This window comes from Azospirillum sp. UENF 312511 (genome assembly GCF_058780635.1).
Genome location: NZ_JBSNCG010000003.1, coordinates 1,577,836 through 1,601,536, shown reverse-complemented (window position 1 = coordinate 1,601,536; position 23,701 = coordinate 1,577,836). Strand labels below are relative to the sequence as shown.

Annotated in this window: 23 protein-coding genes; 6 read left to right on the top strand and 17 right to left on the bottom strand. The window is 69.3% G+C overall.

Annotated features, from left to right (window positions below):
- Positions 1 to 226: 226 nt before the first annotated feature.
- Genes ccoP through ccoN form a run of 4 tightly spaced genes read right to left on the bottom strand, consistent with a single transcriptional unit; the run spans position 227 to position 3,549 of the window.
- Positions 227 to 1,114, bottom strand: a complete 888-nt coding sequence (gene ccoP / locus ACWPN7_RS18905; RefSeq protein WP_014238791.1) for a cytochrome-c oxidase, cbb3-type subunit III — start codon at positions 1,112 to 1,114, stop codon at positions 227 to 229.
- A gap of 3 nt (positions 1,115 to 1,117) precedes the next feature.
- Positions 1,118 to 1,279: a cbb3-type cytochrome c oxidase subunit 3 gene (locus ACWPN7_RS18900; protein WP_014238792.1), complete on the bottom strand. Its 162-nt coding sequence runs from the start codon at positions 1,277 to 1,279 to the stop codon at positions 1,118 to 1,120.
- Positions 1,280 to 1,292: 13 nt separating this feature from the next.
- Positions 1,293 to 2,033 carry a cytochrome-c oxidase, cbb3-type subunit II gene (gene ccoO / locus ACWPN7_RS18895; protein WP_014238793.1) on the bottom strand — a complete coding sequence of 247 codons (741 nt, stop codon included), beginning with the start codon at positions 2,031 to 2,033 and terminating at the stop codon, positions 1,293 to 1,295.
- A gap of 19 nt (positions 2,034 to 2,052) precedes the next feature.
- Complete coding sequence (ccoN, locus tag ACWPN7_RS18890) at positions 2,053 to 3,549, bottom strand: cytochrome-c oxidase, cbb3-type subunit I (protein ID WP_492273411.1); 1,497 nt, start codon at positions 3,547 to 3,549, stop codon at positions 2,053 to 2,055.
- Positions 3,550 to 3,795: 246 nt separating this feature from the next.
- On the opposite strand from ccoN, the gene ACWPN7_RS18885 reads away from it, so the two are divergent.
- Positions 3,796 to 4,326, top strand: coding sequence for a hypothetical protein (locus ACWPN7_RS18885; protein WP_014238796.1), 531 nt, complete (start codon positions 3,796 to 3,798; stop codon positions 4,324 to 4,326).
- Positions 4,327 to 4,442: 116 nt separating this feature from the next.
- The gene (locus tag ACWPN7_RS18880) at positions 4,443 to 5,651 is read left to right on the top strand and encodes a class I SAM-dependent rRNA methyltransferase (protein WP_038525551.1); all 1,209 of its coding nucleotides are present in this window, start codon (positions 4,443 to 4,445) and stop codon (positions 5,649 to 5,651) included.
- Between the two features lie 69 nt (positions 5,652 to 5,720).
- Here ACWPN7_RS18880 and ACWPN7_RS18875 read toward each other — a convergent pair whose 3' ends face one another.
- The 3 genes from ACWPN7_RS18875 to ACWPN7_RS18865 are packed head-to-tail and all read right to left on the bottom strand — an operon-like array spanning position 5,721 to position 8,894.
- Positions 5,721 to 7,073, bottom strand: a complete 1,353-nt coding sequence (locus tag ACWPN7_RS18875; RefSeq protein WP_149650051.1) for a class I SAM-dependent RNA methyltransferase — start codon at positions 7,071 to 7,073, stop codon at positions 5,721 to 5,723.
- Positions 7,070 to 8,470 carry a multicopper oxidase family protein gene (locus ACWPN7_RS18870; RefSeq protein ID WP_459196106.1) on the bottom strand — a complete coding sequence of 467 codons (1,401 nt, stop codon included), beginning with the start codon at positions 8,468 to 8,470 and terminating at the stop codon, positions 7,070 to 7,072. The genes ACWPN7_RS18875 and ACWPN7_RS18870 overlap by 4 nt, the downstream gene beginning before the upstream one ends.
- A 7-nt stretch (positions 8,471 to 8,477) precedes the next feature.
- A complete protein-coding gene (locus ACWPN7_RS18865; protein WP_038525544.1) occupies positions 8,478 to 8,894 on the bottom strand; it encodes an acyl-CoA thioesterase in 417 nt (138 codons plus the stop codon).
- 162 nt (positions 8,895 to 9,056) lie between these two features.
- On the opposite strand from ACWPN7_RS18865, the gene ACWPN7_RS18860 reads away from it, so the two are divergent.
- Positions 9,057 to 9,299, top strand: coding sequence for a hypothetical protein (locus tag ACWPN7_RS18860; protein ID WP_035670021.1), 243 nt, complete (start codon positions 9,057 to 9,059; stop codon positions 9,297 to 9,299).
- A 119-nt stretch (positions 9,300 to 9,418) separates the two neighbouring features.
- On the opposite strand, the gene ACWPN7_RS18855 is transcribed toward ACWPN7_RS18860, so the two are convergent.
- Complete coding sequence (locus ACWPN7_RS18855; protein WP_103039937.1) at positions 9,419 to 10,228, bottom strand: ABC transporter permease; 810 nt, start codon at positions 10,226 to 10,228, stop codon at positions 9,419 to 9,421.
- Between the two features lie 10 nt (positions 10,229 to 10,238).
- Positions 10,239 to 11,123, bottom strand: a complete 885-nt coding sequence (locus ACWPN7_RS18850; protein WP_459196107.1) for an ABC transporter permease — start codon at positions 11,121 to 11,123, stop codon at positions 10,239 to 10,241.
- 169 nt (positions 11,124 to 11,292) lie between these two features.
- Between ACWPN7_RS18850 and ACWPN7_RS18845 the strand changes: the two genes are divergently transcribed.
- The 3 genes from ACWPN7_RS18845 to ACWPN7_RS18835 all read left to right on the top strand — a co-directional run bounded on the left by ACWPN7_RS18845 (position 11,293) and on the right by ACWPN7_RS18835 (position 14,148).
- Positions 11,293 to 11,691, top strand: coding sequence for a DUF2946 family protein (locus tag ACWPN7_RS18845; RefSeq protein WP_459196108.1), 399 nt, complete (start codon positions 11,293 to 11,295; stop codon positions 11,689 to 11,691).
- Between the two features lie 297 nt (positions 11,692 to 11,988).
- Complete coding sequence (locus tag ACWPN7_RS18840; RefSeq protein ID WP_456510673.1) at positions 11,989 to 12,516, top strand: YcnI family copper-binding membrane protein; 528 nt, start codon at positions 11,989 to 11,991, stop codon at positions 12,514 to 12,516.
- Between the two features lie 15 nt (positions 12,517 to 12,531).
- Entirely contained in the window at positions 12,532 to 14,148 is a 1,617-nt protein-coding gene (locus ACWPN7_RS18835) for a copper resistance CopC/CopD family protein (protein ID WP_459196109.1), read from the top strand.
- Positions 14,149 to 14,154: 6 nt separating this feature from the next.
- Here the strand turns inward: ACWPN7_RS18835 and ACWPN7_RS18830 are convergent, their stop codons facing one another.
- From ACWPN7_RS18830 to ACWPN7_RS18795, 8 genes are all read right to left on the bottom strand, one after another.
- Positions 14,155 to 15,216 carry an ABC transporter ATP-binding protein gene (locus ACWPN7_RS18830; RefSeq protein WP_492273410.1) on the bottom strand — a complete coding sequence of 354 codons (1,062 nt, stop codon included), beginning with the start codon at positions 15,214 to 15,216 and terminating at the stop codon, positions 14,155 to 14,157.
- A gap of 180 nt (positions 15,217 to 15,396) precedes the next feature.
- Positions 15,397 to 16,581 (bottom strand): extracellular solute-binding protein, encoded by a 1,185-nt coding sequence (locus ACWPN7_RS18825; RefSeq protein WP_456529632.1) that lies wholly within the window; start codon positions 16,579 to 16,581, stop codon positions 15,397 to 15,399.
- 199 nt (positions 16,582 to 16,780) lie between these two features.
- Positions 16,781 to 18,322 carry a chromosomal replication initiator protein DnaA gene (gene dnaA / locus ACWPN7_RS18820; RefSeq protein WP_459196111.1) on the bottom strand — a complete coding sequence of 514 codons (1,542 nt, stop codon included), beginning with the start codon at positions 18,320 to 18,322 and terminating at the stop codon, positions 16,781 to 16,783.
- Between the two features lie 633 nt (positions 18,323 to 18,955).
- On the bottom strand, positions 18,956 to 19,216 hold the full coding sequence (rpsT, locus tag ACWPN7_RS18815) for a 30S ribosomal protein S20 (protein WP_014238814.1): 261 nt from the start codon (positions 19,214 to 19,216) through the stop codon (positions 18,956 to 18,958).
- Between the two features lie 173 nt (positions 19,217 to 19,389).
- A complete protein-coding gene (locus ACWPN7_RS18810) occupies positions 19,390 to 20,166 on the bottom strand; it encodes an enoyl-CoA hydratase (RefSeq protein WP_038530361.1) in 777 nt (258 codons plus the stop codon).
- 80 nt (positions 20,167 to 20,246) lie between these two features.
- On the bottom strand, positions 20,247 to 20,705 hold the full coding sequence (locus ACWPN7_RS18805) for a hypothetical protein (RefSeq protein ID WP_459196112.1): 459 nt from the start codon (positions 20,703 to 20,705) through the stop codon (positions 20,247 to 20,249).
- Between the two features lie 14 nt (positions 20,706 to 20,719).
- Positions 20,720 to 21,562 carry a bifunctional DNA-formamidopyrimidine glycosylase/DNA-(apurinic or apyrimidinic site) lyase gene (mutM, locus tag ACWPN7_RS18800; RefSeq protein ID WP_459196181.1) on the bottom strand — a complete coding sequence of 281 codons (843 nt, stop codon included), beginning with the start codon at positions 21,560 to 21,562 and terminating at the stop codon, positions 20,720 to 20,722.
- A gap of 48 nt (positions 21,563 to 21,610) precedes the next feature.
- A complete protein-coding gene (locus ACWPN7_RS18795; RefSeq protein WP_492273409.1) occupies positions 21,611 to 23,653 on the bottom strand; it encodes a tetratricopeptide repeat protein in 2,043 nt (680 codons plus the stop codon).
- Between the last annotated feature and the right edge of the window lie 48 nt (positions 23,654 to 23,701).

Below are 23,701 nucleotides of genomic sequence, written 5' to 3'. Positions count from 1 at the left end.
ATGGCGGCAGAACGTCACAGGGGCATTGCGCTGGATCAAAGGATTCGGGGGTGGATTCGGGGGCGGATCGGAGCATCATCACCCGCCTCGACGCAGCCATCGCGGGCCGGACAACAAGCCGCCCGGAAAAAGAAAATGCCGGGGAGTCGCCTCCCCGGCACCGAAGTCCGGCGGACCCGCCAGGGGGGCGTCCCCCTCCCCGGCCGGTTCCTCCTGGCTGGACGGCTTACTTGCCGCCGCCCAGGTTGTGGACGTAGACGGCCAGCGACTTGATCGTCGCGTCGTCCAGACGCTTCGACCAGGCGGGCATCACGCCGGCGCGGCCGTTCGTGATGGTCTCCACCAGCGTGGCCTTGTCGCCGCCATAGAGCCAGTTGGCCGTGACGAGCGGCGGAGCGCCGACGTCCATGCCGACCGCGACCGAGCCCTGCGCGCTGTCGCCGTGGCAGGCGGCGCAGTTCTCTTCATAGACGGTCTTGCCCTTTTCCGCGGCGGCGGCGTCGGTCGACCGCTTGTTCAGCGACAGGACGTACTCGGCGACCTGACCGATCTGCTCGCGGTTCAGGATGCCGTCCCGGCCGAAGGCGGTCATGCCGATGCCGACCGTCCCGCGGGTGTCGCCGTCATCCGCACGGATGCCGTGCTGGATGGTCTTGTAGATGTCGGCGGAAGTGCCGCCCCACAGCCACACGTCGTCGGCGAGCGTCGGGAAGCCCTTGGCGCCCTGACCGCCGGCGCCGTGGCAGGCCGCGCAGTTCTCGTTGAAGTAGGAGCGGCCGCCGGCCATCGCGAAGGCAAGGAGGTCCTTGTTCTTCTGGATGTCCTCGACCGAGGTCGCCGCGATGGCCGTCAGGTACTTTTCCTGAGCCTTCTTGCCGTCGGCGACCTTCTGCACCAGCTCCTCGCGCTGCGAGTAGCCGAGCAGGCCCTTCGTGTAGCTCTTGCCCAGCGGCCAGGCCGGGTAGAGCACGTAGTAGACGAGGGACCACGCGATGCAGACGTAGAAGATGTACAGCCACCATTTGGGCAGGGGGTTGTTCAGCTCCCGCAGGCCGTCCCACTCGTGGCCGGTGGTCTCGACGCCGGAAAGGGCGTCCTTTTCTTTCTGTGCCATGGCCTAAAACTCCTGACCATCTTCCTTGAGCGGGATCCGGGAGGCGTCTTCGAACTTGCCCCGGTTGCCTGGCCACATGGCGTAGACCACGATGCCGGTGAAGAGCAGGGCCAGCCAGACGGTCCAGAAGGACCGCAGGGCGACAGTGATCGAATCCAAGTCCATGGATCCCTCCCGGTTACTGCTGGAGCTGCTTGGGCGACTGGTACTTGGTGAAGTCCACCATGGTGCCCAGGACCTGCAGGTAGGCCACCAGCGCGTCCATTTCGGTGACGCCCTTGTTGCCCGTGAAGTTGGCCACGACGGCCTTCGGGTAGCGCTTCATCAGACCGGCCGTGTCGGCGTCCGGGTTCTTCTGCGCTTCGAGGTCGGCCTTGGCGCTGGCGATCTGCTCGTCCGAGTAGGGGACGCCGACGATGCGCAGGGTCTTCATGTGATCCTGGATGTCGGTGTACTTCAGCGGACGGTCCTTCATCCAGGCGTAGCCCGGCATGATCGACTCCGGCACCACGGCGCGCGGATCGACCAGATGGGCCACCTGCCAGTCGTTGGAGTACTTGCCACCCACGCGGGCCAGGTCCGGACCGGTGCGCTTGGAGCCCCACTGGAAGGGATGGTCGTACATGCTTTCCGCGGCCAGCGAGTAGTGACCGTAACGCTCCACCTCATCGCGGAACGGACGGATCTGCTGGCTGTGGCAGTTGTAGCAGCCTTCGCGGAAGTAGATGTTCTGGCCAGCCAGTTCGAGCGGCGAGTAGGGACGGACCCCATCCACCTTCTCGATCGTCGACTCGATCGTGAACAGCGGGACGATCTGGACGAGGCCGCCGATCGACACGGTGATCAGGATCAGAACGATGAGCAGAAGCGTGTTCCGCTCGATCGTGTCGTGACTAAAGCCCTTTTTTTGCTCAGCCATTTTCTCAGTTCCTCCGGCGTCAGGCCGCACCGACCGCCGCCTTGTGCGGGGCGGAGGCATAGGGCTTCTCGATGCGGACGTCACCCTTGGCCGTGCGCCACAGGTTGTAGACCATGATCAGGGCACCAGCCAGGAACAGGACGCCGCCCAGAGCACGGATCACGTAGAAGGGATGCATGGCCGCGACCGTCTCGACGAACGAGTACTGGAGGAAGCCGAGGTTGTCGTAGGCGCGCCACATCAGGCCCTGCATGATGCCCGACACCCACATGGCGGTGATGTAGAGCACGATGCCGATGGTGGCGGTCCAGAAGTGGTAGCTGACCAGACGCAGGCTGTAGAGCTGCGAGCGCTTCCACAGGACCGGGACCAGATAGTAGATCGCGCCGAAGGAGATGAAGGCCACCCAGCCGAGCGCACCGGAGTGCACGTGGCCGATCGTCCAGTCGGTGTAGTGCGACAGGGCGTTGACCGGCTTCACCGACATCAGCGGGCCCTCGAAGGTCGACATGCCGTAGAAGGCCACCGACGTCACGAGGAAGCGCAGGACCGGGTCGGTGCGCAGCTTGTCCCAGGCACCCGACAGGGTCATGATGCCGTTGATCATGCCGCCCCAGGACGGCATCCACAGCATGACCGAGAAGGTCATGCCCAGCGTCTGCGCCCAGTCCGGCAGGGCCGTGTAGTGCAGGTGGTGCGGGCCGGCCCAGATGTAGAGGAAGATCAGCGTCCAGAAGTGCACGATCGACAGGCGGTATGAATAGACCGGCCGCTCCGCGCGCTTCGGAACGAAGTAGTACATGATGCCGAGGAAGCCGGCGGTCAGGAAGAAGCCGACCGCGTTGTGGCCGTACCACCACTGCACCATGGCGCTCTGCACGCCCGAGACGAACGGGTAGGACTTCATCCCGGTCAGCGACACCGGGACGTTGACGTTGTTGCCGATGTGGAGGATCGCGACGGTCAGGATGAACGCCATGAAGAACCAGTTGGCGACGTAGATGTGCGACTCCTTGCGGGTCATCACCGTGCCGACGAACTGGATGGCGTAGAGGACCCAGATGACCGTCAGGTAGAGGTCGAGGATCCACTCCGGCTCCGCATACTCCTTGCCCTGGGTGTAGCCGAGCACGTAGCTGAGCGCCGCCAGGACGATGAAGATGTTGTAGTTCCAGAAGACGAACTTCGTGAGGCCCTCGCCGCCGAACAGGAACTGGCGGCTGGTGCGCTGCACGGAGTAGAGCGAGGTGGCGAACAGGACGTTGCCGCCGAACGCGAAGATCACGGCCGACGTGTGGACCGGCCGCAGGCGCCCGAAGCTCGTCCACTCAAGGCCGAGATTCAGCGCCGGAAAAGCGAGCTGCAGCGCGATGAAGACGCCGGCCAGGAAGCCGACGACGCCCCAGAACACTGCAGCGATGACGAAGAGTTGGACGGCGTCTTCGTAGTAACGCACATTTTCCGACACCCGCTGGCTGCCCAGGGCGGCCCCTGGCGTCAGAGTCGCTGATGTCATTCAATCTCTCCCGTTTGCCCCGGGCGGCTCGGGCCGCTTCCCCTGAGGTTGCACCACCGCTGGGTACGTACTGTTAAGGAGGGGGGCAGGTTCACATACGATGCACTTCTTATGCGGACGCCGGTTGCGCCTGCCTCCAATAATCCCAATATGTGTAGGGGTGGACCTTGCAACATTGATCTACGTCAACGACCGGTCTTACCGGTGCCTGCCATCGTTCACCGTCCTTCACGCGGTCGGACGGGCATGGACGAAAGCTTCATCGCGAAACCTCTCGGTCAGCGTCAGATCGACCAGGCCTATCCGCTGGTGCGGGCCATCTTCCCGGACTTGCCGGTGGAGCAATGGCGCGCATTTGCCGCAGCACTTATCGGGCCGGTTGATACCCCCGCGACGCCGACGGGCATCATGACCGTGCAGAATGCACGGGGGTACCTCCATGGACTTTTCTCATACGCTATTGCGGAGCATCTTCGCCATGGCCGAATTCTGGCCGTGGAGAATTTCGTCGTGCTCGACCTGTTCGACATGACGGGTCCGGCGGAGACTTTGCTGCACTCCATGGATCGTCTGGCGCGCAGCCACGGATGCACGGCGATCCACACCTCCCTGCCGGAATTGCTGGCCGGGGAGACCGGGTCGCGCGGGTCCCTGCTGACCTGCTTTCACCAGGACGGGCACCGCACGGAAACCTTGCGGCTGTGCAAGGCGATGGACGGCGCCAACGACAACCGCGCGCATCGGTCGCAGGCGGAAAGCCCGCTCGGCATCCCGTAAGTCCCGCCGGAACGGGCCGGCGCCCTGCCCCATCCCGCGACTCCACCCTCCGTTTCCCACGACTCCGGCGATGTGACCGTTTGCTCGGCGGGCGCGAGCGGCTAGGATGCGCCATCATGACCGACACCCCCACCACCCCCGTCAAGTACCGGGCGATCCATCTGCAGGCCGGCCGCCAGCGGCGCGTCCTGCACGGCCACCCCTGGGTCTACTCCAACGAAGTCCAGATGGACACGGCGGCCAAGGCCATCCCGCCGGGCAGCCCGGTGCGCCTGCTGGACCCCGGTGGGAAACCGCTGGGCATCGCCACCTTCAACCCGCACACCCTGATCGCCGCGCGGATGCTCTCCGGCGACCCGGCGACGGTGGTCGACCACGCCTTCCTCGCCGGACGGCTGAGGAGCGCGGTGGCGATGCGCGATGCGCTGTTCGAGCGGCCCTACTACCGCGTCGTGCACGCGGAGGCCGACGGGCTGCCGGGGCTGATCGTGGACCGCTATGGCGACGTGGTGACGGTGCAGGCCAACAGCGTCTTCATGGACCAGCGGATCGACGCCATCCTCGCCGCCATCGACGAGGTGCTGGCTCCGCGCGCGGTCATCCTGCGCAACGACAGCACCCAGCGCGCGCTGGAAGGGCTGCCCGAGGAAAGCCGGCTGGTGAAGGGTGAGATCGACGGCCCGATCCGGCTGGAGGAGAACGGCGCCACCTTCTTCGCCGACCCGCTGGGCGGGCAGAAGACCGGCTGGTTCTACGACCAGCGCGACAACCGCGCCTTCATCGCCAAGCTTGCGAAGGGCAAGCGGGCCATCGACTTCTTCAGCTACAACGGCGGCTTCGGCGTGCTCTGCGCCGTCGAGGGCGCGTCGTCGGTGGTGTCGGTCGACCGCTCGCAAGGGGCGCTGGACAACGCCACCCGCGCCGCGGAGGCCAACGGCGTGGCCGACCGCTTCGAGGCGCGCCGCGCCGACGCCTTCAACGAACTGGAGCGGCTGAACGCCGAGGGTGAGACGTTCGAGGTCGTCATCGCCGACCCGCCGGCCTTCGTGAAGTCCAAGAAGGACCTCGCCGTCGGCTGCCGCGCCTACCGCAAGATGACCCGTCTGGCGGCGAAGATCACGGCGCCGGGCGGCTTCCTGCTCTGCGCGTCGTGCAGCCACAACGTCGACCCGCCGACCTTCGCCGAGCAGGTCGCCCGCGGCCTGCACGATGCCGGGCGGACCGGGCGCATCCTGCGCAGCGCCGGGGCCGGGCCGGACCATCCGGTGCACCCGCATCTGCCGGAGTCGGCCTATCTGAAGGCCATCGTGATGCAGCTGGACTGAGAAGAACCCGGCACGAAGGCACGAGGACGTGGATGATCGTCGTGCCTTCGTGGTCCCCCTTCGCGGACTCTACGGGCGGCTGAACACCCCGACGACCTCGACGTGGGCGGACCACAGGAACTGGTCCACGGGATAAACGCGGCTCAACACGTACCCGCCGTCCACCAGCGTTCGGGCATCGCGGGCGAAGGTCGCCGGGTTGCAGGACACCGCCACCACCCGCGGCACCTTCGACCCGGCCAGCGCCTGCGTCTGGGCGGCGGCGCCGGCGCGCGGCGGGTCGAAGACCACCGCGTCGAACCGCGCCAGCTCCTTCGCCGTCAGCGGATTCTCGAACAGGTCGCGCCGCTCCGTCGTCAGGCGCAGCGCCCCGGCCGCCTTGTTCAGCGCGGCCAGCGCCGCGGCGTCCCCTTCCACCGCATGGACCGCCGCCTTCCGGGCCAGCGGGACCGCGAAGGTGCCCAGCCCGGCGAACAGATCGGCCACCCGCTTCGGCTCCCCGATGTTGGCGAGGACGGCGGCGACCAGGGCGGCCTCCCCCTCGGCGCTCGCCTGGAGGAAGGCACCGGGCGGCGGGGTGACCGGCAGTCCGGCGAAAGACACCGCCAGCGGGCGGCGGTGGGCGATGGGCTCCGGTGTGCCACGGCCATCCGGCTGCCGTTCATCGGCCTGCCAGGAGATGCGGGCCACCCCCTCCGCCTCGCCGAAGGCCACCAGCCGTTCCCGCGCCGCGCGGTCCAGGCTGCGCGGGCCGACCAGCACAAGGTCGATCCCGCCCTCCAGATCGGTGGCGATCACGTCGCAGCCTCCGCCGTCCGGCAGAACCGACAGCAGCAGCCCGCGCAGCGGCTCCACCAGGGCGAACAGGCCGGGCCGCAGCACCGGACACTCCGCCAGATCGGTCAGCCGGTGGCTCATCCGCTCGTTGAAGCCGAGCCAGACGCGGCGCCCCCGCTTCAGCGCGGCGAAGCGGGCGCGGCGGCGCGCAGCCGGTGGAGTCCGCGACAGCGGCTCCAGGGGCGTGTCGCCCAGCCCGATGCGGGCCAGCGCACCCTGCACCAGCCCGACCTTCCAGGCGGCGTAGGTGGCGTCCTCCATATGCTGGAGCGTGCAGCCGCCGCAGGTTCCGAAATGGGAACAGGGCGGCGCGGCGCGTCCGGGGCCGGGCTCCAGGACTTCCAGCAGGTCGGCGCGCAGACCGTCTCCCTTAGCGTTGGCAGCCTCCTTCACGGACACCCGCACCCGGTCGCCGGGGACAGTCAGCGGCACGAAGAGCTTGGCATCTTCGAAGCTGGCGATGCCGTCGCCGCGGGCGCCGACCTCGGTGACGGTCACCTCGGCAACCTGCGGGGCGACACGGGGGGCGGTGCGGGGCTCGCCGCTGCGGGGGGATGGGCGGTGTTTGGGGGCGGGTCGTTTCACGCGGTCACTCTCAGGACGGCCATCATGCCGGTCTCCTGATGCTCCAGAACATGGCAGTGGAGCATCCAGTCGCCGGCCTCTTCGGCCACGAAGGCGATCTCGGCCGTCTCACGGGGGCCGAGCAGGACGGTGTCGCGCCACTCGCGGTGTTCGGCCGGCCGGCCGTTGCGCGAGAGGACGCGGAAGGGAAAACCGTGCAGGTGCATGGGGTGCCACCAGCCGGTCTCGTTGACGAAGGCCGTCACCTGCGTTTGACCGCGTTTGACGGTGATGAGCGGTTCCAGATGATGATGCCCCATAGCAGCCACGCCATTCAGCGCCCAGAAGGGGCCGCGCGGCCCGGCGCTCTTCGGCATGGCACCGTGCATCCCGCCGTCCAGCACCACGTCCTGGCGGACGGCGCCGGCAAGATCGGGTTCGGGCAGCGGGTTGGCGGCCAGCGCGATCGGGGCGTCCAGCGGCGAGTCGCGCAGGGGCGCCTCGCCGCTGTAGGTCAGCCGCGTCAGCCGGTAGGCCATGCGCGGGTAGAAGCCGTCGACCACGTCGAACCCCTCACCCGGCCTGCCGGCCATGTCGATCACAAGGTCGGCGCGCTGGCCGGGTCCCAGCACCACCTTGCCGTCCGGCGGGGCGTGCGGCGTCACCGGCTGGCCGTCGAGCGCGATCACCCGCGGCGCGTGCCCCTGGAAGTCGAGCGCGAAGACGCGGGCGTTCGCCGCGTTGATCAGGCGCAGACGGACACGCTCCCCGGCGCGGACCGGCACGCTGTCCCGGACGGCGCCGTTGATGGTGACGGTGTTGCCGATGCGCCCGGCGTGGGTGGCGTCCATGGGATGGCCGAAACCGCCGGCCAGTTCCGCCTCCTTCGTCAGGCGCCAGTCGCCAAGCAGCCAGAGCAGGTCGCGGTCCACGCGGATCGGCTCGCGCTCCTCCACGATGAAGGCGCCGGTCAGGCCGTGGGCCACCTGCACCCCGCTGTTGACGTGCGGGTGGTACCAGAAGGTGCCGGCGTCCTTCAGCGGGAATTCATAGTCGAACCGCCCACCCGCCGGCACCACGGCTTGCGACAGGCCGGGCACCCCGTCCATGGCGTTGGGGACGCGCAGGCCGTGCCAGTGGATGGTCGTCGGCTCCGGCAGCGCGTTGGCGAAGGCGATGCGCGCCGTGTCGCCCTGGCGGAAGCGCAGTTCCGGCCCCGGAATCCGCCCGTCATAGGCCCAGACCGCCGTATCGGGAAAGCCCGTCCCCGCCAGACTGGCGCGGGCCGGACCGGCGGACAGGTGGACCGCCGTCCCCTCCCCCACCGCCGCACGGGCCGCGCGCGGCAGCAGAGCGGCCCCGGCCAGCAGGGCGGAGCCGGTCAGCAGAGTGCGACGGTTGAAGGACAGAGGCGGCACGGCGTCCTCACACGTAGCGGGCCAGGGCGTCGCGCAGGTCGGCCGGCACCGGGGTCGGGCGGTGGCTGTCCTTGTCGACGATGACGCAGACGGCCTCCTGTACGGCGATGCAGCGGTCGCCCTCGAAGATCGCCGCCCCTAGCACGACGGAGGTGTTGCCGACCTTCGCCACCCGCGCGCCGACGCGGATGTCCGCCGGGAACCGCAATTCCGCCTTGTAGTCGATGACGCTGCGCGCCAGCACCACGGTCCAGGGGGACTCGCCGCGGAAACCGCCGCACTCATGGACCAGCGACACGCGCAGCTGCTCGAAATACACGCCGATGGCGTTGTTGTTGACGTGACCGAGCGCGTCGAGGTCGGCGAAGCGCACATGCTCCGCGATCCAGAAACGGTAGAGGTCGGGGCGGGTCGGATCGGTCATGGTCGCCTGTCGGATGGTGGTTCCGGCCGAATGTGGCCGGTGCGGCGGGCCGGGGCAAGCCCGGGCATGACGGTCATTCCCCGCACCGTCCCGATTTGCCGCGCCAACCCGGGCGGGCCGGTGTTATAGGAGTCGCACCATACACCCGCAACGGACCGCAAGATGAGCAAGGACAGCACCAACCAGACGGCCGAGGCCCTCTTCGAGAAGGCCCTGTCGGTCGCCGAGAAGCATCTCGAGGCGGCGATCAAGGAAGGCGGGGTCCTCGGCCCCTACATCGCCGTCGCCATGATCGAGGCCGCCGTGAACACCGCCGTGGACGAGACCAGCCACGAGGACGTCATCGACATGCTGCGCGATCTGGCCGCCCAGATCGAAGCCGACGCGGACGAGAGCGAAGAATAAAGCGAACGTCGCTCGCTTTAGTTTTTAACGCCTCATTCGCCGGCGGGCTTCGGCCGCATGTGCGGCCGGGACCGCCGTCGCGGTCCGAAGCGGATGAACATCCGCTTCAAGCGCCGCCGTCACGCGGGGTCCGGCTGCCGGCGCGCTTCGCGCCGGCGCAGGATTTCGTAGACGACGGCGCCCAGGATGGTCAGCGCGATCAGGATCAGCGACAGCGCGTTGACCGCGGGTGTCAGGCCCGTGCGCACCTTCGAGGCGATGTAGACCGTCAGCGTGGTGTCCAGCCCGCGGACGAACAGCGTCGTGTTGTAGTTCTCGAAGCTCTGCAGGAAGGCCAGGAAGGACGCCGACAGGATGGCCGGCGTCAGATAGGGCAGCGTGATCCGCCGGAACACCTGCCCGTGGGTGGCGCCCAGATCCAGCGCCGCCTCCTCCAGCGTCGGGTCGAACCGTTGCAACCGCGCCAGGAACAGCAGCATCGCATAGGCCGCGATGAAGCTCGACTGCGCCAGGATGGTCAGGAACAGGCCGCCGGTCACCCCGAACCACTCCCGCCAGAAGACCAGCGTGGAGATGCCGACGATCACCCCCGGCGTCAGCAGCGGCGACACCATCACGGCGTAGAGGAAGGTCCGCGCCCGGCTGTGCAGCCGGTCAAGCAGCAGCGCCGCCGCCAGCCCCAGCGGCACCGCCACGGCGATCACCCCCGCCCCGACCAGCAGGCTGGTCCCCAGCGCCTGCCACATGCGCTGATCGGCCCACAGGGCGCCGAACCATTGCAGCGTGAAGCCCATCCAGGGGGTGACGGTCGGGAAGCGGCTGCTGTTGAAGGTCGCCGCCGCCATGATCCCCAGCGGCAGGAACAGATAGCCGAAGAACAGGACCAGATAGGCCCCGGTGACCCAGCGGCGGAAACTTGCGGCGGTCATGTCGGCCCCATCATTTCGCAATATCCGTGAGGCCGACGCGGAACAGCCGCATCATCAGCAGGATGAAGGCGACGCACAGGATCAGCAGGATGAAGGCGTAAGCCGCCCCCTGGTTCCAGTTCCCGCCCTCGAAGAACCAGTTGTAGATGACCTCGGTGAACCAGCGGCTCTGCGGTCCGCCCAGCAGGGCCGGCACGGCGTAGCTGCCCGCCGCCAGCATGAAGGTCATGATGCAGCCGACCGCGATGCCCGGCTTGGCGTGGGGGATGACGATGCGGCGGTGGATGCGCAGCCAGCCGGCCCCCAGGTCGCGCGCCGCCTCGATCTGGTTGCGGTCCAGCGACTCCATGGCGTTCATGATCGGGAACACCATGAAGAGGATGTAGACGTAGACCATCCCGATAATCACCCCGGCGTCGCCGCCGAGCAGCCGCTGCGGCTCCGAAAAAATGCCCAGCCCGACCAGGAGCGCGTTCAGCGGCCCGTTGAAGGCCAGGATGATGTACCAGGCGAAGGTGCGCAGCAACTCGTTGATCCAGAAGGGCACGACGAGCATCAACACGAGCAGCGGCAGGCGCCGCCGCGGCGCCACCTGCGCCATGTAGAAGGCGATGGGGTAGCAGACGGCCAGCGTCACCGCGGTGACGAGGCTGCTCGCCCAGATCGTCTTCAGGAAGATCGCCAGATGGATCTGGTTGGTCCACAGCGTCGCGTAGTTGCGCAGCGTGTAGACGTCCTCCGGCCCGCCGGCCTTGCTGGGCGGCAGCGACGGGCGGAAGGAGAAATCCACCATCAGCAATTGCGGCAGCACGACCAGCAGCAGCAGCCACGCGGCCACCGCCAGCAGGATCGCCGCGGTCAGAACCGGACCGTACCGGCGCAGCACGCCGCCCATGACCACTCCCCCACCCGCCGAAATTCTAGGATCGAAAGCCTCTCATGACCCAGGTCCGGAGCGCAAGCGAGGCCATGCCCCGTCCAATAACCACAACTTTATTGCCTTTTTTGGAGGCTTGGACTGTGCCCATAGTGGCGTCATGCGTGCATGGCGGACATCCGGGGTGATGAGGGAAGCCACAGCGTGGGTCGCCGCGCTGGTGCTGATCTTTCACGCCCTGGTCATGGCCACCCACGTCCCGGCGCCGCTGGCCAGGGTGCTGGCGGAGTCGGTGCCGTTCGCCATGGCCGGCTCGATCTGCCATTCCGGCGCCGCGCCCGACGCCTCCGCCGCACCGCACGCCGACCATGGTCCCGTCCCCGACGGCACGCCGGGCCACGTCACCTACTGCCCGATCTGCCTGTCGCTGGGCGGCGGGTCCCTGCTGGGTCCGGCCGTGGCGCCGGCCCCGCTGCCGCCGGCCGGGATCGTGCTGGCCGCCGTTCCGCTGCCCGCGGACGACGAGGCCGGAGCCGGCCGCGCCCCGCGCGCCTTCTCCGCCCGGGCGCCTCCGGTGGGTGTCTGAATCGAGTTCCCTCGCAGACACACACGCATTCGCAGGCGCGGACCTGCGGCTGAACGGCCTTTTCTGACACGCGACCGCTTCTCTTTCCGTCTCCCCGTCGTCGCTGACGGTTGCCCCCTCCCTAACCCTCCCCCTCTACGAGGTGGAGGGGACTGCCGCTGCCTCACGCAAGGCACCCTCTCCCGCAAAGCGGGGGAGGGCCGGGGTGGGGGCCGCGCTGCGGAAACGGAGACGCCGTCGGTCGGAACCAGGCCCTACGGCCAAACCCGGCGCCTGTGCACACACCGGAGAGTTCCCATGATTCGCAACACCCGCGGCGCCCTGCTGGCTGCCGCCGTCCTCGCTTGCCTGCCCCTGTCCGCCGCCCTCGCCCACACCACGCTGGAAACCAAGCAGGCCCCCGCCGCCAGCACCTACAAGGGCGTGCTGCGCGTCGGCCATGGCTGCGGCGCCTCCCCCACCGTCGCCCTCCGCGTGCAGATTCCGGAGGGGGTCATCGCGGTGAAGCCGATGCCCAAGCCCGGCTGGACCCTGACGACCAAGGAAGGTCCGTACGCCAAGGCCTATGATTACTACGGCGAGTCGCTGAGCAAGGGCGTCACCGAGATCGCCTGGACCGGCGGCTCGCTGCCCGACGCCCATTACGACGAGTTCGTCTTCCGCGCCCGCCTGCCCGACGCCGCCCCCGGCACCGTGGTCTATTTCCCCGTGGTGCAGGAATGCGAGACGGGCGTGCACCGCTGGATCGAGATCCCGGAACCGGGCAAGACCGACCACGACTACAAGGAGCCGGCCCCCGGCGTTACCCTGACCGCCAAGCCGTAAGGGAAGGAAAAACGCATGCGCCAGCTGGTCGTGGGGTGGGTCGCCGCCCTGATGCTGCTGTCCCTGTCCGCGCCGGCCTTGGCGCATGCCGTGCTGGTCGAGAGCGCCCCGGAGGACGGGGCGCGGCTCGACAGCCCGCCCGCCGAGGCCGTGCTGCGCTTCAACGAGCCGGTGCGGCCGGTGTCGGTGACGCTGATCGGTCCCGGCGGGGTGACGCTTCCCCTGCCCGCCCCGGCCGCCGGGGACGGGGCGCTGCGCATCGCGCTGCCCGGCGGGCTGGCGGTGGGGACGCACATCCTCAGCTACCGCGTCAGCTCGGCGGACGGCCACCCGGTCGCCGGATCGCTCCTGTTCGGGATTGGTGCGGAACCGGAACGACCGGCGGAGCGGGGCGGGGCGACGCCGCCGGCGACGCTGCTGGCCGCGGCGGCGGTCCGGGCGGCCCATTACGGAAGCCTGCTCGCCGCGGTGGGCGGCGGGCTGTTCCTGGTTCTGGTGGCGGGGCGGTGGAGTCCGCTGAACCGCCGCTTGCGCCCCGGCCTGTGCCTGAGCGTCGGCGTCGCCGCCCTGGTGGCGCTGCTGAACGCCGGGCTGGCCGGCGCGGTGCTGGAAGGGGCGCCGCTGTCCGCCCTGGCCGGCGCCTCGCCCTGGATCGCCGGCCTGACCAGCACGGCGGGGCCGAGCGTCCTGCTGGCGCTGCTCAGCCTGATTGCCGCCGCGCTGGGGCTGGCGCTGGAAGACCGCGGGACGATGGGCCGCGTGTTGCTGGTCATCGGGGCGGTCGGGGCAGCGCTGGCGCTGGCCGCCACCGGCCACGCCGCGACCGCGGAGCCGCGCTGGCTCAGCGTGCCGCTGGTCGCCCTGCACGGTCTGGCGGTGGCCTTCTGGATCGGCAGCTTCTGGCCGCTGGCCGTGCTGCTGCGGACGGAGCCGCCGGCCGAGTCGCTGTGGCTGGTCCGGCGCTTCTCGGGCTGGGCGGTTCCGGCGGTGGCGGTGCTGCTGCTCGCCGGGGCGGGGCTGAGCGTGTTGCAACTCGCCGACCCGCGCGCCATCCTGACCACCGCCTACGGCCAGATCTGGACCGGCAAGATCGTCTGCGCGTTGGCCCTGCTGGCGCTGGCCGCCGTCAACCGCTGGCGGCTGACCCCGCGGCTGGAGACCATGGGCGCCGAGGGAGCGGTCCGGCTGCGCGCCAGCGTCCACACCGAAATGGTGGTGGCCGCGCTGGTCGTGCTGTTCACCGCCGGGCTGGGCACCACACCGCCGCCGCGCACCCAGGCCCTGCCGGTCTTCGCCGAGAAGCCGGCGGGCTTCAGCACCGCGGTTGTGGCGCGCGGGCGCACCGCCATCGTCACGGTGACCCCGGCGACGCCGGGAGCGAACCGCGTCGAGATGCGCCTGACGGGACCGGACGGCACGCCGATCGACGCCCTGGAGGTGTCGGCGGAATTGGCCCTGCCCGCCGCCGGGATCGAGGGCATCACCCGCCCCCTGCCCAAGCTGGCGCCCGGCGTCTACGCGGCGGACGGGGTGGCCCTGCCGGTGGCCGGGTCCTGGGCGGTGCGGCTGGACGCGCTGGTCAGCGACTTCGAGAAGGTGCCCTTCCGCGCGGTTGTCCCCGTGGGTCGCTGAACGGCTTTACGCCGGCGCGTCGGGCAGCACCACGGCGTCCTCGGCCCGGAAAGCGATCCGGGCGGGTTCGCCGGGGGTCAGCGGCGGCTCGTCGCCGAGATGCGGCACCTGAACGGTGATGCCGCCCTCCAGGAAGGCGTTGATGAAGGCGCCCTCGAAATCGCGGTGGGTGACCCGCGCCTCCAGCGCGTTCTCCGCCCCCGCGCCCGCCGCCATGCGCTCCGGCCGGACGAACAGGGTGGCGCGGTCGCCGGGCGAGAGGCGGCGCGGGTTGCGCCCGACCAGACGGCCGCGGGGCGTGTCCAGAGCGGCCATGCCGCCCGCCGACTCGGCGACGGTGCCGGAAAAGCGGTTGTTCTCCCCCACGAAGGAGGCGACGAAGGCGGTTTCCGGATGGTCGTAGATGGCCCGTCCGTCGCCCACCTGCTCCAGCACGCCCCTGGACATCACGCCGATGCGGTCGGACATGGTCAGCGCCTCGCCCTGGTCATGGGTGATGTAGATGAAGGTCACGCCGGTCCGCTTCTGCAGGTCGCGCAGCTCGGCGCGCATGTGCTGGCGCAGCTTCAGGTCCAGCGCCGACAGCGGCTCGTCGAGCAGCAGGACGGCGGGCTCCACGGCCAGCGCGCGGGCGATGGCGATGCGCTGGCGCTGGCCGCCCGACAGCTCCGTCACCTTCTTCTCCGCGGCGTCCGGCAGGGCCACGAGGTCGAGCAGCTTGCGCACCCGCCCCTGGCGCTCCGCCGAGGGCACGCCGCGCACCTCCAGCCCGAAGCCGATGTTCTCCGCCACCGTCATCAGCGGGAACAAGGCGAGATTCTGGAAGATCAGCGCGGTCGGGCGCTTGTTGGGGCCGATGCCGCGCATGTCCCGGCCGCCGATGCGGATGGCACCCTCCGTCGGCTCCATGAAGCCGGAGACCATGCGCAGGATGGTGGTCTTGCCGCAGCCTGAGGGGCCGAGGAAGCTGAAGAATTCCCCCGCCCCGACCGTCAGCGACACGTCGCGGACGGCGGTGACGGAACCGAACCGCATGGTGACGGACTCGAGCTGGACGTCCTGACTCATAGGCACCTGATTGGAAGGTCAATCCCTTGTGGGGCGATCACACGTCGCCGCCCTTAGCCCTCTCCCCTCCGGGGAGAGGGTGGCCCGGAGGGCCGGTGAGGGGGGTGCGCGTGACGGTACGTCCGGCCAAAGCGCATCCCCCTCACCCCAGCCCTCTCCCCGGAGGGGAGAGGGGAATTGTCACGCGGCCAGGAAGCGGTCCTGGTACTCGTTGCGGATGGAGACGTACCAGGCCTCCTGGATCGGCCACCACCACAGCTTCTGCAGCGCGTCGCCCGGATAGGCGTCGGCGAAGAACTGCTTGTTCAGGTCGGACAGATGCGCCTCCGCCCCGACCGCCGTGCTGGAGATGCCGGAATGGTTGGTGTAGAGGGCGCCCGCCTCCGGCGTGTAGAACCAGTTGATCCAGGCGTAGGCCTGCTCCAGGTTCGCCGCCTTGGCCGGGATCGCGAAGCCCTCCATCCAGGCCAGCGCGCCTTCCTTCGGCGCCAGGAAGCGGACCGGCAGCCCCTCCTTGCGCAGGGCGACCGCGGACGAGTCCCAGGTCTGGCCGATGACGCAGCCGTTGGTGCGGAAGGCGCCCTGGGCCTCATTCTCGTTCGACCAGAACTGGCCGATGGCCTTCTTGTTGGCGGCGGCGACCTGAAGGATCGCGTCGAAGTTGGCGCGCGCCTTCGCCTCGTCCTTGAACTGCTCGCGGATCGGGTGGGGCAGCTTGCCCTGGCCTTCCAGCCACAGGCCGATGCCGATCAGGCCGGAATGGCCGCGCACCGTCACCTTGCCGGCGTGCTCCGGCTTCCACAGGTCGCCGTAGCTGGCGGTGCCGTAGGTCAGCGGCGCCTTGGCCTGATCGTAGGCGATGGCCTCGGTCCCCCAGTCGGCAGGAGCGAAGAAGCGCTTGCCGCCGACCACGCCACCCATGGCGGCGGAGCCCTCGACCGCCGACTTCAGGCAGCCGTCCCATTTGACCTTCGACTCGTCCAGCGGCTGGACCAGCTCGAACTCCACATAGTTCGGCACGCGGTCCACCGTGGGGTGGATGATGTCGAAGCCGGCGCCGCCGGTGGCCTTGAGCTGGTTCAGCAGCTCGTCGTTGGTGCCGTATTCGGTCAGGGTGGCCTTGATGCCGGTCTTCTTCTCGAAGTCGGCCAGCATGTCCGGGCTGATGTAGCCGGCCCAGGAGAAGATCTTGACGCTGCCCGACGCGGCGCGGCCCTCGCGCAGGATGAAGGGGCCGACCGCGGCGACGCCCGCGGCGGCGGCGGTCCCCTGGAGCAGCAGGCGGCGGGTGAAGCCCTTGGCGGCGCGCTGCGTCTCGGCGCTGGAGCGCTGTTCCAAGCTGGTGGTTTCCGGAACCTTGGTCATGGCACCTGCTCTCCCCTTTTCTTATTGGCCCGAATTCATGCCGGCCATGCCCATCGCGGGGCCGGCCGCGGGGCCGGTCCAGCCGGACTCCGCCGCAGCGGCAACTGTGCCGCGATATCCGGGCGCCGTCCATGGCTCAAGCGGGAGTGGGCGCAAACTTCATCGACCTGTAACGGCCCAAGGGACCGTCTCGAAGTCGTCAGCTCTCCAGCATGCGGCGGAGAAGCTCGACGTCCTCGGCGAAGGCGGGGTCGGTGGTGCGCAACTCCTCCACCTTCTTCACCGCGTGCATCACGGTGGTGTGGTCGCGCCCGCCGAACTTGCGACCGATCTCCGGCAGGGAGCGGGCGGTGAGCTGCTTGGCGAGATACATGGCGACCTGCCGCGGGCGGGCCACGGCGCGGGCGCGGCGGGCCGAATGCATGTCGGCGACGCGGATGTTGAAATGCTCCGCCACCCGCTTCTGGATCTCGTCGATGGTGACGCGGCGGTCGTTGGCGCGCAGCAGGTCGTGCAGCACCTCCTGCGTCGATTCCAGCGAGATGGCCCGGCCGACCAGTTCGGCGTGGGCGACGATGCGGTTCAGCGCCCCTTCCAGCTCGCGCACGTTGGAGGTGATCTTGTGGGCGAGGAACTCCAGCACCTTCAGCGGGATGGCCGCGTTCAGCGCGTCGGCCTTGGCCTGGAGGATGCCCAGCCGCAGCTCGTAGGTGGTCGGGTGGATGTCCGCGACGAGGCCCCAGCCGAGGCGGGAGCGCAGCCGCTCCTCCATGCCTTCCAGGTCGGACGGGCTCTTGTCGGCGGAGATGATGACCTGACGGTTCTGGTCCACCAGCGCGTTGAAGGTGTGGAAGAACTCTTCCTGGGTGCTGTCCTTGCCGCTGATGAACTGCACGTCGTCGATCATCAGCACGTCCACCGAGCGGAACTGCTGCTTGAAGGCCATGGTGTCCTTGAAGCGCAACGCCCGGATGAACTGGTACATGAACTTTTCCGCCGACAGGTAGATCACCTTGCGGTTCGGATCGTTCCGCCGGATCTGCCAGGCGATGGCGTGCATCAGGTGCGTCTTGCCGAGCCCGACCCCGCCGTAGAGGAACAGCGGGTTGAAGGTGACCGAGGTGGCGTCGGCGACGCGCCGGGCGGCGGCGTGGGCCAGCTCGTTCGGCTTGCCCACCACGAAATTCTCGAAGGTGAAGCGGGGGTCCAGCGGCGCCGAGATGTCGGTCCGGTCCTCCAGCACCGAGGCGACCGCCGTGGGCGACTCGTCCGACGCGAAAGAGGGCGGTCCCGCCGAATAGGACGAGCCGATGTAGGAATTGGCCCCGTAGGAATTGGCCCCATAGGGAGCGGATTGGCTGAGCGCCGCGGCCCGCGGGGCAGGCGCCGGGGGAACCGGGCCGCCGCCGGCACCGTCGGCCGGAGCGGGATCGCGCGACGGCTCGCCCGCGTCCTCCTCCGGCATCAGCATGGATGGGGCGTTGGCCGAAGCGACCACGACGTCGATCGACAGGACGTCCGGATTCTCGCCGGCCCACAGGTTGCGGATGCGGTCGGCGTAGTGGGTCAGCACCCAGTCGCGCATGAAGCGGGTGGGCACGACGATGCGCACCTCCCCGCCGCGGATTCCGGCGAAGGAAAGCGGCTGCAGCCAGCTGCGGTAGGCGATCTCGCCCACCTCGTCCTTGAGGCGGCCCCGGATGCGGGCCCACTGCTGATCCAACGACGCGCCGACCGACATGCTTCCCCTACCCCGCTCCCTTCCCCCCGGACGGCCCCGCGCCGCAGGGGGCACCATCCCGCCCGACCGAACCCGGACCCCTTAACGCAGGTCCTTTAACTTAGGCTTCTTGCCTTCAAAACGTTCCTCTCCTGAAGACTCCAACGGTGGATGCCTCCCAACTGGACGGCAATACTATCCCTTCGGCGAAGTTGGACTCCGCCTTTGCCACGTCGAGTTTTAAGAAAAGCATCGCTCCAGGAGCAACGGGTTGAGTCGAGCTTCTTGAGCGTCCCGCAACCTTGCCCGCGGCTTTGAACGTCTCCGTCCCTCAGCGAACGGCGCGTGACGTCAAAGACGACATCGGTGCGTCATTCCCAACGGAAGGAAAGTCTAATCAGCCGCCCTCGCCGTGGCAATAGGACAGAAAGCGAACGGTCCGGACTGCGGCAAAAATCACGCAGCGTTTCCGAAACCCGCCCCTGCCTTTGCCAAAGACCAGGACCGCCGGAGGCGACTCGCCGTCCAGCAGCCGCGATCCCCTGCCCCACCGGAGTTCTGCCGGAGGACTCGGAAAGAACGGAGACTGTACTTACCAAAAACGCAAAAAGCCGCGCCCAGACCTGGTGCGCGGCTTTATAACGCCGAGTAAACTCAGAGAGCCTTGATGCGGGCCGACAGGCGCGACAGCTTGCGCGACACGGTGTTCTTGTGCAGAACGCCCTTGGAGGCTCCACGCATCATTTCCGGCTGCGCGGCCTTGAAAGCCTCAGCGGCTTCAGCCTTGTTGCCGGACGAGATCGCCGTCTCGACCTTCTTCACGAAGGTGCGGATACGGCTGACGCGGTTACGGTTGATCTCCGTACGACGCGCGGTTTGACGAATGCGCTTTTCAGCAGACTTATGATTGGCCATGAAAACCCTACTCCGGACGACACGCCTGTCCCAGTGCGAGGGGGCCTTATACGCTCCAGCCGAATGAGAGTCAAGGCACCGTCCAACACTGTTTTTCGGCAAAGGAAAGATTACGAGATCTTGACGGATTTCTGGTCCTCCCCCGCTAGATACGGGGGAGGAGTTGGGGGATGTCAGCGATGCTTCCAATCCGGCTGACGCTTTTCGGCGAAGGCGGCCATGCCTTCCTTCTGGTCTTCGACGGCAAAAGTGGCGTGGAAGATTCGGCGCTCGACCCGGATGCCCTCGGACATGGTCGTCTCGTAGGCGGCGTTGACGGCGTCCTTGGCCATCATGACGACCGGGCGCGAGAGCTTGGCGATCTTCTCGGCGACCTTCACCGCTTCGTCCACCAACTCCGCCGCCGGCACGACGCGGCTGACGAGGCCGGCGCGCTCGGCCTCGGCGGCGTCCATCAGGCGGCCGGTCAGGCACATCTCCATGGCCTTGGACTTGCCGACGAAGCGGGTCAGGCGCTGCGTGCCGCCGGCGCCGGGGATGGTGCCGATGGTGATCTCCGGCTGGCCGAACTTGGCGGTGTCGGCGGCCAGGATGAAGTCGGCCATCATCGCCAGCTCGCAGCCGCCGCCCAGAGCGTAGCCGGCGACCGCGGCGATGGTCGGCTTGCGGCACTTGGCCAGCCGCTCCCACTTGGCGGTGATGAAGTTGGCCTTGTAGACGTCCATGTAGGAGAAGTTCTGCATCTCCTTGATGTCGGCGCCGGCGGCGAAAGCCTTCTCCGAACCCGTGACCACGATGGCGCCGACGGAGTCGTCGGCCTCCAGCGCGTCCAGCGCCTGGCCCAGCTCGGTCACCAGCAGGTCGGACAGCGCGTTCAGCGCCTTGGGCCGGTTCAGCGTGACGAGCCCGACCGGTCCGCGGGTTTCGACAAGAATGGTTTCGTACGGCATGATGCAGCAGGCTCCCGTGGTTTGCCCCCTCGCTCCGGGCGGGGGTGCTTCTGGTTTGCTCTTGGTCTCTTATTGGAGGATCAGCGCGGAATCAGCGAGAAGCGGACCACCGTGGCCGCCGCCTTCTGGACGGCGGGGGCCGGCTCGACGAATTCCAGGCGCAGCTCCTCGCCCTCCCGCAGGAAACTGGCGCTTCCGCCCGCCCGTTGCGGGGCGCGGCTCCAGCCGAGCTGCGGCATGGTCTGGTTGTAGAAGGACAGGACCGCGTTGCGGTCCATGGCCCCCGCCATGACGGACTGCGCGATGCGTCCGGCGGGCTTGTCGAAGACCAGCGGCGCCTCCTCGGCGGGGGCGAGGCCCGGCATGACCGGCACGTCCCCCATGCCTTCGACGTAACGGGCGGAGTCGGCTGCCCAAGCGGGGGCCGCCCAGGCGGACAAGGTTGCGGGCAAAGGAACCCCGGCCAGACCCGCAAGGGCGGGGCCGGCGAGGAGGAGGGCGGCGAGCGTCGCCCTCGCGGTGGCCGATGGAGCCGTCATACCTTCCACCTATATCAACGCTGGCGTTGCGGACAATAGAAAGTCGAACGGCCCGCCTGGACGATCCGGCGGACGCCCCCGGTCTTCGCCACGTCGCAGGTGCAGCCTGGGCAGGGCGCGCCCTCGCGGTCGTAGACCGAGAACTGGTGCTGGAAATAGCCGAGTTCCCCCGACGCCTGCCGGTAGTCGCGCAAGGACGATCCCCCCGCGGCGATGGCCCGCTCCAGAACCGCGCGGATCGCCGTGGCCAGCCGCTCCGCCTTCGCGCCGGTCACCGTGGCGGCGATGCGCGTGGGGCTGAGGCGGGCGAGGAACAGCGCCTCCGACACGTAGATGTTGCCGAGCCCGGCGACCACGCTCTGGTCCAGCAGGGCGGCCTTGACGCTGGTCATCCGCCCGGCCAGCCGTGCGGCCAGCACCGGTCCGGAGAATTCATTGCCCAGCGGCTCCGGCCCCAGCGCGCGCAGCAGCGGGTGCTCGGCGAGCGTCTCCGCCATGGCGAGGTCCATCAGGCCGAAGCGGCGGGCGTCGTTGAAGGTCACCACCGTCCCGACGTCGGTCTCCAGCACGACATGGTCGTGGGCGTCCCAGGCGTCGGGGCGCTCCGGCGTGATGATCATGCGGCCCGACATGCCGAGATGGGCGATCAGCACCGTCCCGTCGTCGAGATGGACCAGGATGTATTTGGCGCGGCGGCGCACCGACTCGACGCGGCGGCCGGTCAGCCGCTCGCAGAAGCCGTCCGGAAAGGGAACGCGCAGGTTGGCGCGGCGCTGGAGCACCTGGACCAGGGTCCGCCCCTCCAGATGCGGGGCGAGGCCACGGCAGACGGTTTCGACTTCGGGAAGTTCGGGCATGATGGCAAGGAGGATGGTGGGAAGCGCCGGTTGACGCAAGGGGCGCCTTCAGCCCTCCAAACCGTCCACCAGCCCCCGCAAGGCCCGCGCCACCGCCTCCGCCGGGCCGGACCAGTCGCCGCTCCGGGTCTGGCGGAACAGGCGGGCGGTGGGGTACCAGGGGCTGTCGTCCCGTTCCATCAGCCAGCGCCAGTCCGCCGGGTGCGGCAGCACGACCCACACCGGCACCCCCAGCGCCCCGGTCAGATGGGCCGGCCCGGTGCAGGAGGAAATGACGAGGTCCAGGTTGGCCATGATCGCCGCGGTGTCGGCGACATCGGCGATGTCCGGCCCCAGGTCGGTGAAGGAGGACGGCAGGTCCATCCCGTCCAGATCCTCCCGCCCCGGCCCCTTCTGCAGACCGAAGAAACGCACGCCCGGCACATCCAGCACCGGCCGCAGCCCGGCCAGCCGGGGCGAGCGCTGCGCGTCGCCGTGGAAGGACGGGTTGCCCGCCCAGACCAGCCCGACCCGCAGCCCACCCGTCGGTTGCCCGTCCGCCAGCCGCTCGCTCCAAGCGGCGGCGCGCCGCGGATCGGGACGCAGATAGGGCACGCGGGCGGGGATCGCCTCCAGGCTCGGGCAGAACAGGCCGGCCAGGCTCATCAGCGGGATCTGGACGTCGGTGTCGGGCAACCCGCCCACCCCCGGAAAGTCGGAGGCCCGCGGGATCACCGTCACCCGCGCCGGGTCGGTGTTGCGCTCCAGCAGGGACAGCAGCGGGCCATGCGCCTCCAGATAGACGCGCCCCGGTCCGGCCCGCAGAACCGCGTCGAGGAAGCGGACGAACTGGATGGTGTCGCCCAGCCCCTGTTCCGCGTGGATCAGGATGGTCCGCCCCGCCAGGCCCGTGCCGTCCCACAGCGGTTGGCGGAAGGGCCGGCGCTGCCCGGCCAGGGCCTCGCTGCGCCAGCGCCACTCGTACTCCGCCCAGCCGGCGGCGTAATCGCCCAGCCGCAGCAGCAAATGGGACAGATTCCAATGGGCGACGACCAGTTGCGGCGCCACGCGCAACGCGCTGCGGAAGGCCTCCTCCGCCTCCCGCGGGCGGTCGAGATGCACCAGGGCATCGCCGCGAACCACCTGGGCCTCGCCCAGATCCGGGGCCAGCCGCAGCGCCCGGTCGGCCAGCCGCAGGGCCTGCCCGCACTCCGTCTGGACGAGCAGCGCGCCGAGGTTGGACAGGGACGGCGCGTGCGCCGGATCGCAGGCCAGCGCCGCGCGCGCGGCCACCGCCGCCGCCGCCCGCCGCCCCTGGGCGGCCAGCGCCAGCCCCAGCTTGGCGTGGGCTTCCGCCTCCTGCGGGGCGAGGGCGCGCGCCCGGCGGGCCAGCCGTTCCGCCGCCGCCGCGTCGCCGCTACCGCCGCCGCCGCCGTCGAGCCGGCCCAGCGACAGGTTCCACAGCGCCATGGCCTCTGCCGGCAGGACGGCGAGCATCCCGCGCAGCAGCCGGGCGGCCTCCCCCGTCCGGCCATCGCGGTAGAGGGCGGCGGCGTGGGCGGAGAGGATCGGCACGCCCACAGCCTCCGCCACCGGGCGGGTGAGCCGCGCCACCGCCCGCCCGATCTCCCCACGCTCCAAAAGCGCCCGTCCCTCCCGCTCCACCGCGCGGTCGGCGAGGTAGCGCGCCTCCAGGCTGTCAGGCTGGAGCGTCAGGAGCCGTTCCAGCACCCGCAGCGACTCGCCGTGCCGCCCGACGCTGCGGCAGGCCAGGGCGAGCTGGAACAGCGCCGCCGCGTGGTCGGGCTGAAGGGCCAGCGTCCGCCGCAGGGCGGCCACCGCCCCCTCCCCGTCCTTCAGGATCAGCCGGACGCGGGCGAGGTCGTAGCGCAGCCCCGGGTCATCGGGGACCAGCCCGATCGCCCCGACGAACAGCGCCGCCGCCAGTTTTGGCCGGTCCGTCTGGCCGTAGAGCACGCCCAGCAGATGCAGCGCGGTCGCCTGATGGGGATCGGCGTCGAGGATGCGGCCATAGAGGATCTCGGCCTCGGCCAAACGGCCGGACTCGTGATGGTCGAAGGCGATGGCCAGGGCTTCCGCGATTGTCGCCATGTGTCCGCGTGTGTCCGCGCTGGATGGTGAAGGGTGCGAAGGGTAGCA